Annotated in this window: 15 protein-coding genes; 6 read left to right on the plus strand and 9 right to left on the minus strand. The window is 61.5% G+C overall.

Translation table 11 applies throughout. The annotated features are described in order from the left end of the window. Positions 1-60: 60 nt before the first annotated feature. Entirely contained in the window at positions 61-345 is a 285-nt protein-coding gene (locus HU762_RS07395; RefSeq protein WP_186611130.1) for a DUF3509 domain-containing protein, read from the plus strand. 188 nt (positions 346-533) lie between these two features. Here HU762_RS07395 and HU762_RS07400 read toward each other — a convergent pair whose 3' ends face one another. Next, a complete protein-coding gene (locus HU762_RS07400; RefSeq protein ID WP_186611131.1) occupies positions 534-1733 on the minus strand; it encodes a CaiB/BaiF CoA-transferase family protein in 1200 nt (399 codons plus the stop codon). Positions 1734-1880: 147 nt separating this feature from the next. Between HU762_RS07400 and HU762_RS07405 the strand changes: the two genes are divergently transcribed. The 3 genes from HU762_RS07405 to HU762_RS07415 all read left to right on the plus strand — a co-directional run bounded on the left by HU762_RS07405 (position 1881) and on the right by HU762_RS07415 (position 5548). Further along, the gene (locus tag HU762_RS07405; protein ID WP_186634849.1) at positions 1881-2423 is read left to right on the plus strand and encodes a YaeQ family protein; all 543 of its coding nucleotides are present in this window, start codon (positions 1881-1883) and stop codon (positions 2421-2423) included. A 100-nt stretch (positions 2424-2523) separates the two neighbouring features. Continuing rightward, complete coding sequence (gene recJ / locus HU762_RS07410; RefSeq protein WP_186634852.1) at positions 2524-4233, plus strand: single-stranded-DNA-specific exonuclease RecJ; 1710 nt, start codon at positions 2524-2526, stop codon at positions 4231-4233. 208 nt (positions 4234-4441) lie between these two features. Continuing rightward, positions 4442-5548: an NADH:flavin oxidoreductase/NADH oxidase gene (locus HU762_RS07415; RefSeq protein ID WP_186634855.1), complete on the plus strand. Its 1107-nt coding sequence runs from the start codon at positions 4442-4444 to the stop codon at positions 5546-5548. Between the two features lie 73 nt (positions 5549-5621). Here the strand turns inward: HU762_RS07415 and HU762_RS07420 are convergent, their stop codons facing one another. Further along, complete coding sequence (locus HU762_RS07420) at positions 5622-7247, minus strand: glucan biosynthesis protein D (RefSeq protein WP_186634858.1); 1626 nt, start codon at positions 7245-7247, stop codon at positions 5622-5624. A gap of 365 nt (positions 7248-7612) precedes the next feature. Between HU762_RS07420 and HU762_RS07425 the strand changes: the two genes are divergently transcribed. Next, complete coding sequence (locus tag HU762_RS07425; protein WP_186634861.1) at positions 7613-7798, plus strand: hypothetical protein; 186 nt, start codon at positions 7613-7615, stop codon at positions 7796-7798. 72 nt (positions 7799-7870) lie between these two features. On the opposite strand, the gene HU762_RS07430 is transcribed toward HU762_RS07425, so the two are convergent. From HU762_RS07430 to HU762_RS07460, 7 genes are all read right to left on the minus strand, one after another. After that, on the minus strand, positions 7871-9295 hold the full coding sequence (locus tag HU762_RS07430; protein WP_186634864.1) for a gamma-aminobutyraldehyde dehydrogenase: 1425 nt from the start codon (positions 9293-9295) through the stop codon (positions 7871-7873). Positions 9296-9353: 58 nt separating this feature from the next. Further along, positions 9354-10166, minus strand: coding sequence for an ABC transporter permease (locus HU762_RS07435; RefSeq protein ID WP_186634867.1), 813 nt, complete (start codon positions 10164-10166; stop codon positions 9354-9356). After that, positions 10156-11103: an ABC transporter permease gene (locus HU762_RS07440; RefSeq protein WP_186634870.1), complete on the minus strand. Its 948-nt coding sequence runs from the start codon at positions 11101-11103 to the stop codon at positions 10156-10158. The genes HU762_RS07435 and HU762_RS07440 overlap by 11 nt, the downstream gene beginning before the upstream one ends. A 1-nt stretch (position 11104) precedes the next feature. Then, positions 11105-12142, minus strand: a complete 1038-nt coding sequence (locus HU762_RS07445; protein WP_186634873.1) for an ABC transporter ATP-binding protein — start codon at positions 12140-12142, stop codon at positions 11105-11107. 232 nt (positions 12143-12374) lie between these two features. Continuing rightward, positions 12375-13526 (minus strand): putative ABC transporter substrate-binding protein YdcS, encoded by a 1152-nt coding sequence (gene ydcS, locus HU762_RS07450; protein ID WP_186634876.1) that lies wholly within the window; start codon positions 13524-13526, stop codon positions 12375-12377. Positions 13527-13616: 90 nt separating this feature from the next. Beyond that, positions 13617-15074, minus strand: a complete 1458-nt coding sequence (locus tag HU762_RS07455) for a gamma-aminobutyraldehyde dehydrogenase (RefSeq protein WP_186634879.1) — start codon at positions 15072-15074, stop codon at positions 13617-13619. Positions 15075-15171: 97 nt separating this feature from the next. Next, positions 15172-16086, minus strand: a complete 915-nt coding sequence (locus HU762_RS07460) for a LysR family transcriptional regulator (protein ID WP_186611144.1) — start codon at positions 16084-16086, stop codon at positions 15172-15174. A 184-nt stretch (positions 16087-16270) separates the two neighbouring features. Between HU762_RS07460 and HU762_RS07465 the strand changes: the two genes are divergently transcribed. Then, a complete protein-coding gene (locus HU762_RS07465) occupies positions 16271-16981 on the plus strand; it encodes a tellurite resistance TerB family protein (RefSeq protein ID WP_186634882.1) in 711 nt (236 codons plus the stop codon). The last annotated feature ends 103 nt before the right edge of the window (positions 16982-17084 follow it).

Raw genomic sequence — 17084 nt, forward strand, 5'->3', positions numbered from 1 at the left:
CCGCAGCCCACGGTCACTTACTGTGCAGTTGTTTTTTTCGGATTATTGAAGGGTGATCGAATGGAAAGTATCAGCCTCTTGCTGAATGAAGCCTTGAGTCCGTATCAGGTCACGCTCACTCCCTCCGGCCCTCGTGAATGCCTGGTGACGTTGAGAAACCCGGCGGGCGCTATCATGGTCGAGCACGCGTTCAATCAGGCCCAGCTGGCCGACAAGCGCCAATTGACCGACGTGGTCGACGGCCTGCATCGCGATGTGCTGATTGCCGAGGGGCGCCTGGAGCCTTGTGTGATTGCGGCGTTGCGTAATGTGGCCCAGGACAAGGTCATGGCTGTTGCGAATTGATGTCTGAGGGAACCTTCCTACGTCCCCGTGAGTCAGACCTTTTACCAACAAGAGCAAGCATTGTGCTCCGGTGCTTGTCGCTTGTTGCACGGACCTTGAAGGGTCACGTTTAACCCCGAGTTGTCTCCCCACTTCTCGGGGTTTCTTTTTGCCCGGTGTTTTTGGGCGGAGCTCATGCACGCGCAAGCTCAGATGGCTCCCTCGGTACGCAATCGGGCGATGTGTTGTGCATCGTAGCCAAGCTCGTCGAGCACCTCTGCGGTATGTTCCCCGAGCGCCGGCCCGACCCACTCGGATGTGCCTGGTGTGTCGGAAAGTTTCGGTACGATGCCAGGCATCTTGAATGCCTTGCCGTCGGGCAGCTTGGCCTGCAAGAACATTTCACGGGCGAGGAATTGCGGGTCGCTGAACATGTCCTCGGCGCTGAAAATCCGGCTGGCCGGTACGCCCGCCTGGTTCAGTTGCTCGATGACGGCATCCAGTGGCAACGAGTTGACCCAGCGATCAATGACCCCATAGAGCTCGTCCCGGCGACTGTCACGTCCGTCGTTGCTGGCCAGCTGCGGGTCGTTGGCGAGGTCGTCGCGTCCAATGATTTGCATGAAGCGCTTGAAGATCGCGTCACCGTTTGCGCCGATTTGCACATGCTTGCCGTCGGCGCTGGTGTGGATGGATGAAGGTGTGATGCCGGGCATGATATTGCCGGTGCGTTCGCGGATGAACCCGAACACATCGAACTCCGGCACCATGCTTTCCATCATGGCGAATATCGCTTCGTATAACGCCACATCCACCACTTGTCCGGTTCCGCCATTGACCTCCCGATGCCGCAAGGCCATCAGCGCGCCAATCACTCCCCACAGCGCGGCAATCGAGTCGCCGATGGAAATCCCGGTGCGCACTGGCGGGCGGTCCTCGAAACCGGTGATGTAGCGCAGGCCACCCATCGACTCGCCGACGGCGCCAAAGCCGGGTTGGTCCTTCATCGGGCCGGTCTGGCCGAAGCCTGAGAGCCGTACCATGACCAGTTTCGGGTTCAGCGCATGCAGTACGTCCCAGCCCAGGCCTAGCTTTTCCAGCACCCCGGGACGGAAATTCTCGATCAGTATGTCCGCTTCGCCGATCAGTTTTTTCAGGACAGCCAAACCCTCCGGGTGCTTGAGGTTCAGGGTCAGCGACTTTTTGTTGCGGGCCTGGACGAACCACCAAAGGGACGTGCCTTCATACAATTTGCGCCACTTGCGCAGCGGATCGCCGCCATCGGGCGATTCGACCTTGATCACCTCGGCACCGAATTCACCGCAGATTCGCGAGGCAAAGGGGCCGGCGATCAAGGTGCCGAGTTCGATGACCTTGACGCCGGCAAGAGGTTTGGCAGTAAGCGACATGACGAATCCTGTAGGACAAAGGCAGAACGAATAGAGGGTTTTATCATAGGCCAAGGCCAGTCGCCGCAGGTTGATGGTCGGCAATTCGTGGATTGCCCGTCTCATCGGTTAGACTTGCCGCCTTTCCTCGTATCAAGAAGCCCGTTCATGGCCCAGCCGTCCACGACCTATAAGTTTGAACTGAACCTCACCGACCTCGACCGCAGTGTGTACGAAAGTGTGAAGCAGACCATCGCCCGCCACCCTTCGGAAACCGAAGAGCGTATGACCGTGCGCCTGTTGGCCTATGCGTTCTGGTACAACGAGCTGCTGGCGTTTGGGCGTGGTCTGTCGGACGTCGATGAACCTGCGCTGTGGGAAAAAAGTCTGGATGACCGTGTCTTGCATTGGATCGAAGTCGGCCAGCCGGATGCCGATCGCCTGACCTGGTGTTCGCGTCGTACCGAGCGTACCAGCCTGCTGGCCTACGGCAGCCTGCGGGTCTGGGAAGGCAAGGTGGTCCCCGCGGTGAAAAACCTGAAGAACGTGAACATCGCCGCCGTCCCCCAGGAGGTTCTTGAAACCCTGGCCAAGGACATGCCCCGCGTCATCAAGTGGGACGTGATGATCAGCGAAGGGACGATTTTCGTGACCGACGACCGTGGCCAGCATGAAGTCCAGCTGCAGTGGCTGTCGGGCGAGCGCGGTTGAGCCATTGATGCGGTAGTGAGTGAATTTCATTGTGGCGAGGGGGCTTGCCCCCTCGCCACAATCCAAGATCCCGAAAAAATAGAGAAATGTCCGTCACCCCATGCGCATAGAACCCCGCCAACTGCCCGACACCCTGCCATTTCTTGGCGACCTGCCGCCCTTGTTGACCCGTCTGTACGCCGCCCGTGGCGTGCAGTCCGAGGCTGAGCTGGACAAGAGCCTGGCGCGCCTGATTCCTTACCAGCAGCTCAAGGGGATCGATGCCGCGGTGGATCTGCTGGTGGTAGCGCTCGAGCAACGCCAGCGCATCCTGATTGTCGGGGACTTCGACGCCGATGGCGCGACGGCCAGCACGGTGGGCATGCTCGGGCTGCGCCTGCTCGGTGCGGCCCATGTCGATTATCTCGTACCCAATCGCTTTGAGTATGGCTATGGGTTGACGCCGGAAATCGTCGAAGTCGCCCTGACACGCGAGCCGCAGTTGTTGATCACCGTGGACAACGGCATCTCCAGTGTGGAAGGCGTGGCGGCGGCGAAAGCGGCGGGCCTCAAGGTGCTGGTGACCGACCACCACTTGCCGGGTCTCGAATTGCCAGCGGCCGATGCCATCGTCAACCCGAACCAACCCGGTTGCCAATTCCCGAGCAAGGCATTGGCAGGCGTCGGGGTGATTTTTTATGTATTGATGGCTCTGCGGGCTCGCCTGCGCAGCCTGGGCTGGTACGCCAGCACACCTCAGCCGAACATTGGCGAGCTGTTGGATCTGGTGGCGTTGGGTAGCGTCGCCGACGTGGTGCCCCTGGACGCCAACAACCGGATCCTGGTGCATCAGGGCCTCGAACGTATTCGCGCCGGGCGCGCCCGTCCCGGGATCAAGGCCATCCTGGAAGTGGCCAAGCGCGACTCTTCGCGAATTACTTCCACGGACCTGGGTTTCATTCTCGGCCCGCGGTTGAACGCGGCGGGGCGACTCGATGACATGAGCCTGGGTATCGAATGCCTGCTCACCGACGACCCGGCGCTGGCGCGGGACATGGCGGCGCAACTGGATGGCATGAACCAGGACCGCAAGTCCATCGAACAGGGCATGCAGCGCGAAGCGTTGGCGCAGCTCAAGGACCTGCCGGTGGAATCGATGCCGTTCGGCTTGTGCCTGTTCGACCCCCAATGGCACCAAGGCGTCATCGGTATCCTCGCGTCGCGTATGAAAGAGCGTTATTTCCGTCCGACCATTGCCTTCGCCGATGCCGGGGATGGCCTGCTCAAGGGCTCGGGCCGCTCGGTGCCGGGCTTTCACATTCGCGATGCGCTGAGCGTCGTCGCGGCGCAGCATCCGACGCTTATCAGCAAGTACGGCGGTCATGCCATGGCGGCGGGACTGACGCTGCCCGAGGCGAACTTTCCCTTGTTCGCCGAGGCTTTTGACGCTGAAGTACGTAGGCAACTGCGCGAAGAAGACTTGACCGGAAGGCTCCTGTCGGACGGCACCCTCGCGGTGGAAGAGTTCCACCTGGAACTGGCCCGGGCACTGCGCCATGCCGGTCCCTGGGGCCAGCATTTCCCGGAGCCGATGTTTCATGGCGTGTTCCAGTTGGTCGAGCAGCGCGTGGTGGGCGAACGGCACCTGAAGGTCGTGCTCAAGAGTGAGTGCGGTTCGGTGAAGCTCGATGGCATCGCCTTCGGTATCGACCGCGAGATCTGGCCCAACCCTACCGTGCGCTGGGTGGAGCTGGCCTACAAGCTCGACCTCAACGAATTCCGCGGCCAGGAAACGGTGCAACTGATGATTGCCCATATCGAGCCGCGGTAGGCAACACTGGCTGACGCGTGGTTCTCTTGTTTTTACCCCGGAACCCTCCCTCACCCCCGGTTGTCGACTAGTCTCTAAGCACTGCTTGATAGCCCTTGTGACGTCTTGTCGAATTTTTTGCCCGCGGGGGCGGGTGTTGCGTCCTTTGTCACTCGTCGACTTTTCAAACAGAACCCTGGAGCCTGCCCACTGATTCGAGAGGTGCCCCATGAGTCTGCTGCTGGAACCCTATACCCTTCGCCAATTGACCCTGCCCAATCGCATCGCGGTATCGCCGATGTGCCAGTATTCGAGCGCCGATGGCTTGGCCAATGACTGGCATCTGGTGCACCTCGGCAGCCGCGCCGTGGGCGGCGCCGGCCTGGTGTTCACCGAAGCTACCGCCGTCACCGCCGACGGCCGTATCACCGCCCAGGACTTGGGGTTGTGGAACGACGAACAGATCGAACCCTTGCAACGCATCACTCGTTTCATCACCGCCCAAGGTGCGGTGCCGGGCATCCAACTGGCCCACGCTGGCCGCAAGGCCAGTACCTGGCGACCCTGGTTGGGCAAGCATGGCAGCGTCAAGCCCGAGGAGGGTGGCTGGGTTCCGGTTGGCCCATCGCCTATTGCCTTCGATCCGCAGCACACCCCACCGACCCAGCTGGATGAAGGGCAAATCGCCGATGTCATCCAGGCGTTCGTGGACGCGGCCAAACGCGCCCTGACGGCTGGTTTCAAGGTCGTCGAGGTCCACGCTGCCCATGGTTATTTGCTGCATCAGTTCCTGTCGCCCTTGAGCAACCAGCGCCGAGATCAATATGGCGGATCTTTCGAGAATCGCATCCGGTTGGTGCTGCAAGTCACCGAAGCGGTCCGGGCCGTATGGCCTGAAGAACTTCCGGTGTTCGTCCGCGTCTCCGCCACCGATTGGGTGGAAGACGGTTGGAACCCGGATGAAACCGTCGAACTGGCGCGGCGCTTCAGAATATTGGGGGTGGACCTGATCGACGTGTCGTCGGGCGGTACCGCGGCGAACGCGGAAATTCCCACCGGCCCTGGCTACCAGACGCGCTTCGCCGAGCGGGTGCGCAAGGAGTCGGAAATCGCTACCGGTACCGTGGGCATGATTACCGAACCGGCCCAGGCCGAACACATCCTGCGCACTTGCCAGGCCGATATCATCTTCCTGGCCCGCGAATTGTTGCGCGATCCCTATTGGGCGCTGCATGCCGATGATGACCTGGGTGGACGCAAAGCCACCTGGCCGGCGCAGTACCAGCGAGCGACGCATCGGGACCAGCCGATCCACGAGTCGGATTTGCGCGACTGAGTGCTCGATAAGACAAAAGCCCCGGTTGGTCTGGCCGGGGCTTTTGTTTATCTGAGGTGCAGTGCTTGCGTGCTTAAGGGTATTTACGTTTATCCGGGGCTGGCGGGAAATACTGGTACAACCAGGTTTCGCTCAGGGTCCGGTCTTTGGTGCGGATAAACAGGCGCATTTCCACAGGATCCACGCGGTCGTCGGTCGGGTACCAGTCGAAGGTGATGCGGTAGCCCTTGATCGCATCCAGCACCAACACGTTGAAGTCCTTCACTTCGCCATGGGAGCAGGTCACCACCGGTTCGATGCCAGTGCCCGGAGGCAATTGATCGATGCCGCCGCCGGTGAAGTCCACGGCGAAACGTCGTGCCCAGACGGTTGGATAATGCTCGCCGGGCGCCCAACCTTCGATGAAGCCGCCCATGCCAGAACGTGTAGCGTCCACACGCGCCAGCTCAGTGCTCACCGGTGGCAGCGCGCTCCAATAGAGCTTGTAGCCATAGTTCAGCGAATCGCCGGCAGCGACTGGTTTCTTCGGCGTCCAGAAGGCAACGATGTTGTCGAGGGTTTCGCCGGTGGTGGGAATTTCCAGCAGATCGATAGAACCTTCACCCCAGGCCGTGGTGGGCTCGACCCACAGGCTTGGGCGTTTGCTGTACCAGTCCACGGTGTCCTGGTAGCTGTCGAAGTCATGATCGGTCTGCACCAGGCCAAAGCCTTTCGGGTTCTTGTCGGCGAAGGCGTTGAATTGCAGGGTGGCGGGGTTGTTCAGCGGACGGCAGACCCATTCGCCGTTGCCGCGCCACATGGCCAACCGGTCGGAATCGTGGATCTGCGGGTGGATGGTGTCGCACATGCGTCGCTCGACCGTGCCGCAGCTGAACATGCTGGTCATCGGCGCGATGCCCAGTTGCTCGATGGCGGTGCGGGCGTTGACATGGGCGTCGATTTCCATGACGACCCGGGTCGGCTGGCAATCGATATCAAACCGATAGGCACCCGTGGCGCTGGGCGAGTCGAGCAGGGCGTAGACCACAAAACGCGTGCTGTTCTTGTCCGGGGTTTCGAACCAGAATTTGGTGAAGTCCGGGAATTCCTCGCGTTTCTTTGCGTAGGTGTCGATGGCCAGGCCGCGGGCTGACAACCCGTACTGTCCGCTCTCATCCACGGCGCGGAAATAGCTGGCGCCCAGGAATGAAACGATATCGTGCCGATCCAGCTCTGGAGCCTTGAATGCCCGGAACCCGGCGAAGCCCAGGTCACCGGTCAGTTGCGAGGTGTTGACCGTGGTCTTTTCGTAATTGAACAGCTCCGGGCGGAAATGCACCTCGCGGGCCATGCGGGTCTTCGGATCGACGCTGTACATGCGCACCGGTTGCTTGAAGCCCATGCCGACATGGAAGAACTGCACGTCCAGTTGACCGTCCAGCGCATTCCACAACGAATGGTTGGCGTCGTACCGGATGGCATTGAATTGCAGGGGCGACATCTGGGCCAAGGTCGGCGGCAAGACTTGCTTGGTGTCGACGTAGCGGCTAGCGGCCAATTTCCGGGCCTGGTCTTTCAGCCCGTTGAAATCGAACGGCCGGGCTTCGCCGTCGGCCGCCTGATCGGCCGCCCAGGCTCGTGCAGCCATGAGTCCAGAGGCTGAAAGCCCGGTGTAGGCGGCGAAGGCCATAGAGGCCTTTAGCAGATTCCTGCGGTGCATAAATACAACCTTTTCTCGAAACAATCCCGAGCCGATCCTGGCCGCGGCAATTGATAAGGGAGTTCGGACATGCCTTTGGCCAAACGCGACGAACGTAAGAACAGATGCCTGGGAGCTGGATCGGTTCACCGAGGCGCAAAATCATAGGGGAATTGCTGGGCGGGAGAGAAAGGAAAAGCGTGGTTTGGTCAAACTTTCTTACAGATATTTCTTTTTTTCGGAGGATTTCTGATTTTTTTGACTAATTACTCTAAAACTCTCTTCTCACGCTTCGAATCCTCCCTATTCTTAGCGTGGACAGACGCTTCAACCCCTGAATCACGGAGCGCTATCAGGCCAAATCGACGTACAGAAGGACAACGTTCATGACGAAAATACAGGGCATTACCCAAATGCTGGGGATCTTTCCAGGCCTGACCAATGGGCGCAGGACACGACGACTCAGCCTGGAAGAACTGAGGCTGGTCGAACGTTATCGGGAGCTGTCGGAAAACGACCGGATCGCCATGCGTTACCTGGTGGATGCGATGCGCAGTGTTTCGCGGTTTTGAACGGTGACTAGATACGCTTCACCACGACCAGTACGACCCGTTGGTCGTGGTGTACCTTCAATTGGCGTCGACTCAATGCTTGAACATCACATGCCGCACCACCGTGTAATCCTCCAGCCCATACATGGACATGTCCTTGCCATAACCGGAACGTTTCTGACCGCCATGGGGCATTTCGCTGACCAGCATGAAATGGGTGTTCACCCAAGTGCAGCCGTACTGCAAACGTGCCGACAGGCGATGGGCGCGACCGATGTCAGCGGTCCACACCGATGAGGCCAGGCCGTAGTCCGAATCGTTCGCCCAAGCCAGGACCTGTGCTTCGTCGACGAATGACGTGACGGACACCACCGGGCCGAAAACCTCCCGACGGACGATTTCATCGTCCTGCTGGGCGTCGGCCAGCACGGTTGGTTCGAAGAAGAAGCCGTTGCCGTCGACGGCCTTGCCTCCAGTGATCAGGCGAATGTGCGGTTGGGCAATGGCCCGTTCGACGAAACCGGCCACGCGGTCGCGATGCTGGGCCGTGATCAGTGGACCCATCTCGGTGCCGGGCTCGTTCTGCAGGCCATATTTGATACTGCCGACCGCGGCGCCGAGCTTTTCGACGAACTGGTCATAGATGCCTTGCTGGGCATAGATGCGGCAGGCGGCGGTGCAGTCCTGGCCGGCGTTGTAGAAGCCGAAGGTGCGGATGCCTTCCACGGCCGCATCAATGTCGGCGTCGTCGAAAATGATCACCGGGGCCTTGCCGCCCAGCTCCATGTGCGTGCGCTTGACGGTGTCGGCAGTGCTGGAAATGATATTCGAGCCGGTGGCGATCGAGCCCGTCAGGGAAACCATGCGCACTTTGGGATGGGTAACCAAGGGCTGGCCAACCGTTTGCCCGCGCCCAAAGACTACGTTGAGTACGCCTGCGGGGAAAATTTCCGACGCCAGCTCCGCCAGGCGCAGGGCGGTCAATGGTGTCTGTTCCGACGGTTTGAGCACCACGGTATTACCGGCGGCCAAGGCGGGGGCGATCTTCCAGGCGACCATCATCAGCGGATAGTTCCACGGTGCGATGGAGGCAATCACGCCCACCGGGTCTCGACGGATCATCGAGGTGTGCCCCGGCAGGTATTCGCCGCCCGCCGAACCGTTCATGCAGCGGCTGGCCCCAGCGAAAAAACGGAACACGTCGGCAATCGCTGGAATCTCGTCATTCAGCGCGGCGCCCAAAGGCTTGCCGCAGTTATCCGACTCCAGCTTCGCCAGTTCTTCGCCGTTGGCTTCGATGGCATCGGCCAATTTGAGCAGTAGCAGGGAGCGGTCCTTGGGCGCCACCTGCGACCAGGATTCGAAGGCGCTGTCGGCGGCGCGCACGGCGGCGTCGACCTGGGCTTCGCTGGCTTCATTGATTTCCACCAGCACCCGGCCCAGCGCCGGGTTGAATACCGCCTGGCCGGGGCCTTCGCCGTTGACCAGGTGGCCGTTGATCAGCAGTTTGGTTTGCATGTGCATGTCCTCTTGAATCTGGTTTGTAACCCCGTGGGGGCCGGTTTCACAGTGACATTCATTTACCGCCGCTCCCCGCCACGCTCTCGCCCCCACGGGTCAGGTAATAGGCGCCGAGTATCGGCAGCATCGTGACCAGCATCACTAGCATGGCCACCACGTTGGTCACCGGCACGTCGCGGGGGCGGCTGAGCTGGTTGAGCAGCCAGAGCGGCAGCGTGCGCTCATGGCCTGCGGTGAAGGTGGTGACGATGATTTCATCGAACGATAAGGCAAACGCCAGCATTCCGCCGGCCAGCAACGCTGACCCCAGGTTAGGCAAGATGATGTAGCGAAAGGTCTGCCAGCCGTCGGCGCCCAGGTCCATCGAGGCTTCGATCAGGCTGTGGGACGTGCGGCGCAGTCGGGCGATGACGTTGTTGTAGACGATCACCACGCAGAAGGTCGCATGGCCGACGATGATGGTGAACATGCCGGGTTCGATGCCCAAGGTCTTGAACGTTGCCAGCAAGGCGATGCCGGTGATGATCCCCGGCAAGGCAATCGGCAGGATCAGCATCAGCGAAATGCCCTGCTTGCCGAAGAAATCACGGCGATACAGCGCCGCCGAGGCAAGCGTGCCGAGGACCATGGCAATCAGCGTGGCGACGGCCGCGACCTGCAAGGACAATTTGATCGCTTCCAGCACGTCCGGGCGCGAGAAGGCGATGCTGAACCACTTCAGGGTCAAGCCCTTGGGCGGGAAGCTGAACGCCGCGTCTTCGGTATTGAAGGCGTAGAGAAAGATGATCAGGATCGGAAAGTGCAGGAACACCAGCCCGCCCCATGCCGCGATCCGCAAGCCCCACGAGGCCCGAGAGTCAGAGTGCATCGAAAGCCCCCAGTCGCTTGACGATGGATAAGTAGATGGCGATCAGCACGATAGGCACCAGCGTGAACGCCGCCGCCATGGGCATATTGCCGATGGCCCCTTGCTGGGCGTAGACCATGCTGCCGACGAAGTAGCCCGGCGGGCCCACCAGTTGCGGCACGATGAAATCCCCCAAGGTCAGCGAAAACGTGAAGATCGAGCCAGCGGCGATGCCTGGGATCGACAGCGGCAGGATCACCTGCGTGAACGTCTGGCGTGGCCTGGCGCCCAGGTCCGCCGAGGCTTGCAGCAGCGACGGTGGCAAACGCTCCAGCGACGCTTGGATCGGCAGGATCATGAACGGCAGCCAGATGTAGACGAACACCAGGAAACGCCCTAGGTGCGAGGTGGACAAGGTGCTGCCGCCCACGCCCGGGATTCCCAGCACGAACTGCAACACCGGCCCCAGGCCCAGGTGCTGGACGAACCACTGCGCCACGCCACCCTTGGCCAGCAGCAACGTCCAGGCATAGGCCTTGACGATGTAGCTGGCCCACATCGGCAGCATCACCGCAATGTAGAAAAATGCCTTGGTCTTGCCGCTGGTGTAGCGCGCCATGTAATAGGCGATCGGGAAGGCGACGATGGCGCTGGCAATGGACACGGCGATTGCCATGGCCAAGGTGCGCGCAATGATGTCGAAATTCGACGGCTGGAACAGCGCCGAAAAGTTCGCCAGGGTCAGGTCGGGCGTGACCGCCATGGTGAAGTCGTCGAAGGTGTAGAAACCCTGCCAAAGCAAAGTCAGCAGCGAACCCAGGTAGATCGCGCCGAACCAGATCAGCGGTGGCACCAGCAACATCGACAGGTAGAGGTTGGGCCGTCGGTACAGCAGGTTGGAAAAACGGCGTAACGGCGAGCCGTGCGCGGGCGTTTGAGTGATGGCCACGGTGTTCATTTCAGGCCTCGCCGCCAACGGTGTCGTGCAGGGCGACCATCGCCTCACGCGCCCAGCGTACCGTGATCGGTTGGCCGGTCTGGTGCTGGGCGCTGTTGTCGTTCCATTGGGTGTTGGCCTGGCTGAGGCTGAGCGTCTGGCCGGTCTCCAGCGTCAGCTCGTAGCGCGTCGCACTGCCTTGGTATTGGATGTCATGGAGCAGGCCGCTGACTTCGATTTCATGCCCAGCCAGCGGGCCTTCGGCAAAACGCACATGTTCCGGGCGGATCGAGAACGGCTGTGGGTGCCCGCTCAATTGCCGGGCCAGTTCGCCACGAATCACGTTGGAGGTGCCGACGAATTCGGCGACGAAGGTGGTGGCCGGCCGCATGTACAGGTTGCGCGGCGTATCGACCTGTTCGATGCGGCCCTTGTTGAACACCGCGACGCGATCGGACATCGACAACGCTTCGGTCTGGTCATGGGTGACAAAAATGAAGGTGATGCCCAGCTGCCGTTGGAGTTTCTTCAATTCGCTCTGCATCTGTTCGCGCAGCTTCAGGTCGAGGGCGCCCAGGGGCTCATCCAGCAGCAGGACGCGCGGGCGGTTGACCAGCGCGCGGGCCAGGGCGACGCGTTGACGTTGGCCGCCGGAGAGTTGCACCGGCTTGCGCTGGCCGTAGCCGTCCAGGGCAACCATCTCCAGTGCTTCGTCGGCGCGCTTGATGCGTTCGGCCTTGGCGATGCCTTTGACCTTCAGGCCATAGGCGACGTTGTCGCGCACGTTCATGTGGGGGAACAGGGCATAGTCCTGGAAAACCGTGTTGACGTCCCGCTGATAGGGCGCGAGCCCCACGGCTTCCTCGCCGTGGATGCGGATCGAACCGGCGCTGGGCTGCTCGAACCCGGCGATCAGCCGCAGGCAGGTGGTCTTGCCGGAACCGGACGGTCCCAGCATGGAAAAGAACTCGCCGTCCTGAATGTCGATGGAAACCCGGTCAACGGCCTTCACATCGCCGAACTGACGGGAAACGTGGGTGAACTGGACTGCAAGCGTCATGGTGCGGGGCTCCAGAAAGCGGGGCGGGTATGAAATCGCAACGGTTGGAACGCGGTCCCGTGGCGAGGGAGCTTGCTCCCGCTGGGTGGCGCAGCCACCCCAAAACCAGCCGATGCGGTGGGCAGGTCATACCGCGTCGGTCGGTTTTGGGCGTGCTGCGCGCGCCAGCGGGAGCAAGCTCCCTCGCCACAGGGTTAACCATGTCCCCCCGGTCCAAACAGGTGACTGCGACTTAGCGCCCACCCATGATCGCAATGTAATCCTGGGTCCAGCGACTGTACGGCACGAACTTGCCGCCCTCGGCCTGTGGGGTTTTCCAGAAGGCGATCTTGTCGAACTGGTCGAAGCCGTTGGTCTTGCAGCCTTCGGCGCCTAGCAGTTCGCTGCCTTTGCACGCCGCCGGCACGGCCGGCAAGGAGCCGAACCAGGCGGCTACGTCGCCCTGGACCTTGGGTTGAAGCGACCAGTCCATCCATTTGTACGCGCAGTTGGGGTGCTTGGCCTCGGCGTGCAGCATCGTGGTATCGGCCCAGCCGGTGGCGCCTTCCTTGGGAATGGTCGAGGCGATCGGCTGTTTCTCGTTGGTCAGGCCATTGACCTGGTACGGCCAGGCGCCGGATGCCACCACGCCTTCGTTCTTGAAGTCGCTCATCTGCACAGTGGTGTCATGCCAGTAACGGTGGATCAACGGTTGCTGGGCCCGCAGCAATTCCAGCACAGCCTTGTACTGGGCTTCGTCGAGCTGGTACGGGTCCTTGATGCCCAATTCGGGCTTGGCGGTCTTGAGGTAGAGCGCCGCATCGGCGATGTAGATCGGGCCATCGTAGGCTTGCACGCGTCCCTTGTTCGGCTTGCCGTCAGGCAGGTTCTGCGCCTCGAACAGCACACTCCAGCTGGTCGGTGCCTGCTTGAACACCTCGGTGTTGTACATCAGCACGTTCGGGCCCCATTGGTACGGGGTGCCGTAGGTCTGCTGATTGACCACGTACCACGGCGCATCCTTGAGACGCGGGTCGAGGTTTTTCCAATTGGCGATCAGCGCGGTGTTGATCGGCTGCACGCGTTTGCCGGCAATCAGCCGCAAGGAGGCGTCGCCGGAGGCAGTGACCAGGTCATAGCCGCCCTTGCTCATCAGGCTGACCATTTCATCGGACGTCGCGGCAGTCTTCACGTTGACCTTGCAACCCGTTTCCTTCTCGAAGCCGGTCACCCAATCGTAGGCCTTGTCGCTTTCACCACGCTCGATGTAGCCCGGCCAGGCGACGATATCCAGTTGGCCTTCGCCAGCGCCAACCGCCTTGAGCGGTTCGGCGGCCTGGAGGCTGACGCTGGTCAGAAGCGCCGTGGTGATTGCACTGAGCAATGCGGTCTTGTGCGCGTACATGGAAATCCCTCTTGCTTTAATTATGGTCGGGGCAGTTTCGCAACGGGGTGAAGCGCCAGGGCTGGCCTGTTATTAGAGTAGTGCTGTTATCTACAGATGCTGGCCGTGGCGGGCCATGATATGGCGCACCACGCTGTAGTCCTGGAGCGAATCGCTCGACAGGTCTTTCCCATAGCCCGAGCGTTTCAGGCCGCCATGGGGCATTTCGCTGACCAGCATGAAATGGCTGTTGATCCAGGTGCAGCCGTATTGCAGCCGCGCGGCCACCTGCATCGCCTTGTCAAGGTTATGGGTCCAGACGGAGGAGGCCAGGCCGTATTCCGAGTCGTTGGCCCAGTCCACCGCCTGGCTGAGCTCATCGAAGCGAGTCACCGTGACCACCGGGCCGAACACCTCGCGCTGGACGATTTCATCGTTTTGCTTGCAACCGGCCAACAGCGTCGGCTGGTAAAAGAAGCCGGCGCCGGAATGCACCGCCGCACCCGTGATGCGTTCGATGTGCGGCTGGCCGAGGGCGCGCTCGACAAAACTGGCGACGCGGTCGCGCTGGCGGATGCTGATCAGCGGGCCGATCTCATTGTCGGCATCGCGCTTGCCGGCAAAACGCAGGCTGCCGACCGCCGCGCCGAGCTCGGCCACCAGACGGTCGTGGATCCCCGCCTGGGCGTAGATCCGGCATGCCGCGGTGCAATCCTGCCCGGCGTTGTAGTAACCGTAGGTGCGCACGCCTTCGACCACCGCTTGCAAGTCCGCATCGTCACAGACGATCACCGGAGCCTTGCCGCCCAATTCCAGGTGCGTGCGCTTGAGGGTTTTGGCGGCGGCCTGGAGGATTTTCTGCCCGGTGACGATATCGCCCGTCAACGAAACCATGCGGACCTTGGGATGACTGACCAGATGGCTGCCGACACCTTCACCGCCGCCGCAGACAATGTTGATGACGCCGCGCGGCAGGATCTGCGCCAATAATGGCGCCAGGGCCAGGATCGATAGCGGCGTATGCTCCGAGGGCTTGAAGACCAAGGTGTTGCCGGCGGCCAGGGCGGGAGCGATTTTCCAGGCCGCCATCATGATCGGGTAATTCCACGGCGCAATGGACGCGACCACGCCAATCGGATCGCGGCGCACCATGCTGGTATAGCCGGGCAGGTATTCGCCGCTGAGCTGGCCGGTCTGGCAGCGTACCGCGCCGGCAAAGAAGCGGAACACATCCACCGTGGCGCTCAGGTCATCCTGGCGTGCCAAGTGCAGCGGCTTGCCGCAGTTCAAGGATTCGAGGCGGGCCAGGTAATCGGCGTTCTTCTCGATCGCGCTGGCAATGTCCAGCAGCAGGTTTGAGCGCAGCTGTGGGGTGGTGCGCGACCAGCCATCGAAGGCGCGATGGGCAGCATGGATTGCGGCTTCGACCTGTTCGGTGCTGGCCTCGGCAATGTGCGCCAGCGTTTCACCGGTGGCGGGGTTGAGGATTGGCTCGACAAAACCGTCGCCGGGCACGCTTTCGCCATCAATCAGCAACGCGGTACACAACGGGGTCTGCGTGCCAGCCATTGTCGGTTTCTCTTTTTGTCAGTGGCCCAAAGGATGCAGCAAGACTAGTGCGCAGTCCGGCGGACAACAAATTCTAAATACTCAAGGCTGCATTCGATTAAATAGATGGCTTGCGCCCGCCGTGACGCTGTTCCCTCGCGACCGCCAGGAACGGGTCGACCGACGCCGGCCGCGCGGTGCCTCGGCGCCAGGCCAGGCCAACATCAAGGGTCTGGTTGAGGTCGGCAATTGGCCGGGCCTCGATGATGTCGCCTTCCAGTGACCAGGGGCGGTAGGTCATGTCCGGTTGGATCGACACGCCCAGCCCGGCCGCCACCAGGCTGCGCACCGCTTCGGTCGAGGCAGTGCGCAGCGTGATGTTCGGTTGCAGGCCGGCGCCACGCCACAGGCGTTGCGCGTTGCGATCCATTTCGTCGACATTCAATTGGATCAGCGGCTCGCGGGCCACGTCCGACAGGTGGATGCTGTCGTGCTCCAGCAACGGATGCTGGGCCGGCAGCCACAAGCGGTGGGGCGAGTGGGTCAGCACCTCAGTCTGCAGCGCGTGGCGATCTTCCAGGTTGGACAGGATCAGCACGCCGACGTCGATTTCGCCGCTGACCAGCAAATGCTCGATATACGGCCGCTCGTCTTCCATCACGCGAATCGCCACGTTGGGATAGGCGCGCTGGAAACGGGTCAGCAGGTCCGCCAGGTAATACCCGGCAACGAGGCTGGTCACGCCGATGGTGACTTGGCCGGCGACCTGGTCGGTGCTCTGTTGCAGGCTGCGCTTGGCGTTGTCGACGGTGGCAAGGATCAGGTGGGCCTGGCGCAGGAATTGATGCCCCTGGTGGGTCAGGGTCATGCCCTTGGCGTGGCGGCTGAACAGGCTGACGCCGATGTCTTCCTCCAACTGCTGGATGGCCAGGGTCAGCGTCGACTGGGAAATGAACGCCGTTTGCGCCGCAGCGGAAATCGACCCGGTCTCGGCCACGGCGATGAAGTGACGGATCTGGCGCAGGGTCATCATGGTTGAGCACCGCCGAGCGAATTTATCGATGTCTTGGAGTGTATATCGTTTTTATCGAATGGCTGCAGGTCGACTGAATCCTGTCAGGCAACATCTCGAAGCAATCTCGCCGAGGATGCCGGGCACTTTCGATCTAGGCTGGGGGCCTTATGATCCGGTTAACCCGAATGCGTGGAGGCAACAAATGAACACCCGTGGATTGCTCGATCAGTTACTCAAGTCCGGCCAGGAAATGCTGCAGAACAAGGCTGGCGGCTCCCAGGGCAAGTCGTCCGGCGGGTTGGGCGGATTGCTCGGTGGTTCCGGCAACCTGGGCGGAATGCTCTCCGGCGCGGGTGGCGGGGCGTTGGCAGCCGGTGCCATGGGCTTGCTGCTGGGCAACAAGAAAGCCCGCAACTTCGGCGGCAAGGCACTGACCTATGGCGGCCTGGCTGCGTTGGGCGTCATTGCGTACAAGGCTTATGGCAACTGGCAGGCCCAACAGGGCACTGCACCGAAAACCGAGCCGCAGACCCTGGACCGCGTCCCGCCGGCGCAGGTCGAGCAGCACAGCCAGGCGATCCTCAAGGCTCTGGTCGCGGCGGCCAAGGCCGACGGCCATGTAGACGAGCGTGAACGGCAGTTGATCGAGGGCGAATTCACCAAGCTCGACAACGACCAGGAATTGCAGCACTGGCTGCACGCCGAACTCAACAAACCCCTGGATCCCAGCGACGTCGCCCGTGCGGCAAGCACACCGGAAATCGCCGCCGAAATGTACATCGCCAGCGTGATGCTGGTGGACGAAGAAAACTTCATGGAGAAATCCTACCTCGACGAACTGGCGCGGCAGTTGAAGTTGGAGCCAGGGCTGAAAGCGGAACTGGAAAAGCAGGTGCGGCAGGCGACTATATAGATCAATCCCAACCTCAATCCCTGTGGCGAGGGAGCTTGCTCCCGCTGAGCGGCGAAGCCGCTCCCAAAAAAAACTGCCGATAGATCTCTCGGCTGACGGACGA

Origin of the sequence: Pseudomonas sp. SWRI92, from assembly GCF_014268685.1 — a bacterium.
GTDB lineage: Bacteria > Pseudomonadota > Gammaproteobacteria > Pseudomonadales > Pseudomonadaceae > Aquipseudomonas > Aquipseudomonas marvdashtae.

Excerpts from the sequence above, each read along its gene's own strand:
- HU762_RS07395 (WP_186611130.1), top strand. The coding sequence starts at position 61 with ATGGAAAGTATCAGCCTCTTGCTGAATGAAGCCTTGAGTCCGTATCAG.
- HU762_RS07400 (WP_186611131.1), bottom strand. The coding sequence starts at position 1,733 with ATGTCGCTTACTGCCAAACCTCTTGCCGGCGTCAAGGTCATCGAACTC.
- HU762_RS07405 (WP_186634849.1), top strand. The coding sequence starts at position 1,881 with ATGGCCCAGCCGTCCACGACCTATAAGTTTGAACTGAACCTCACCGAC.
- recJ (WP_186634852.1), top strand. The coding sequence starts at position 2,524 with ATGCGCATAGAACCCCGCCAACTGCCCGACACCCTGCCATTTCTTGGC.
- HU762_RS07415 (WP_186634855.1), top strand. The coding sequence starts at position 4,442 with ATGAGTCTGCTGCTGGAACCCTATACCCTTCGCCAATTGACCCTGCCC.
- HU762_RS07420 (WP_186634858.1), bottom strand. The coding sequence starts at position 7,247 with ATGCACCGCAGGAATCTGCTAAAGGCCTCTATGGCCTTCGCCGCCTAC.
- HU762_RS07425 (WP_186634861.1), top strand. The coding sequence starts at position 7,613 with ATGACGAAAATACAGGGCATTACCCAAATGCTGGGGATCTTTCCAGGC.
- HU762_RS07430 (WP_186634864.1), bottom strand. The coding sequence starts at position 9,295 with ATGCAAACCAAACTGCTGATCAACGGCCACCTGGTCAACGGCGAAGGC.
- HU762_RS07435 (WP_186634867.1), bottom strand. The coding sequence starts at position 10,166 with ATGCACTCTGACTCTCGGGCCTCGTGGGGCTTGCGGATCGCGGCATGG.
- HU762_RS07440 (WP_186634870.1), bottom strand. The coding sequence starts at position 11,103 with ATGAACACCGTGGCCATCACTCAAACGCCCGCGCACGGCTCGCCGTTA.
- HU762_RS07445 (WP_186634873.1), bottom strand. The coding sequence starts at position 12,142 with ATGACGCTTGCAGTCCAGTTCACCCACGTTTCCCGTCAGTTCGGCGAT.
- ydcS (WP_186634876.1), bottom strand. The coding sequence starts at position 13,526 with ATGTACGCGCACAAGACCGCATTGCTCAGTGCAATCACCACGGCGCTT.
- HU762_RS07455 (WP_186634879.1), bottom strand. The coding sequence starts at position 15,074 with ATGGCTGGCACGCAGACCCCGTTGTGTACCGCGTTGCTGATTGATGGC.
- HU762_RS07460 (WP_186611144.1), bottom strand. The coding sequence starts at position 16,086 with ATGATGACCCTGCGCCAGATCCGTCACTTCATCGCCGTGGCCGAGACC.
- HU762_RS07465 (WP_186634882.1), top strand. The coding sequence starts at position 16,271 with ATGAACACCCGTGGATTGCTCGATCAGTTACTCAAGTCCGGCCAGGAA.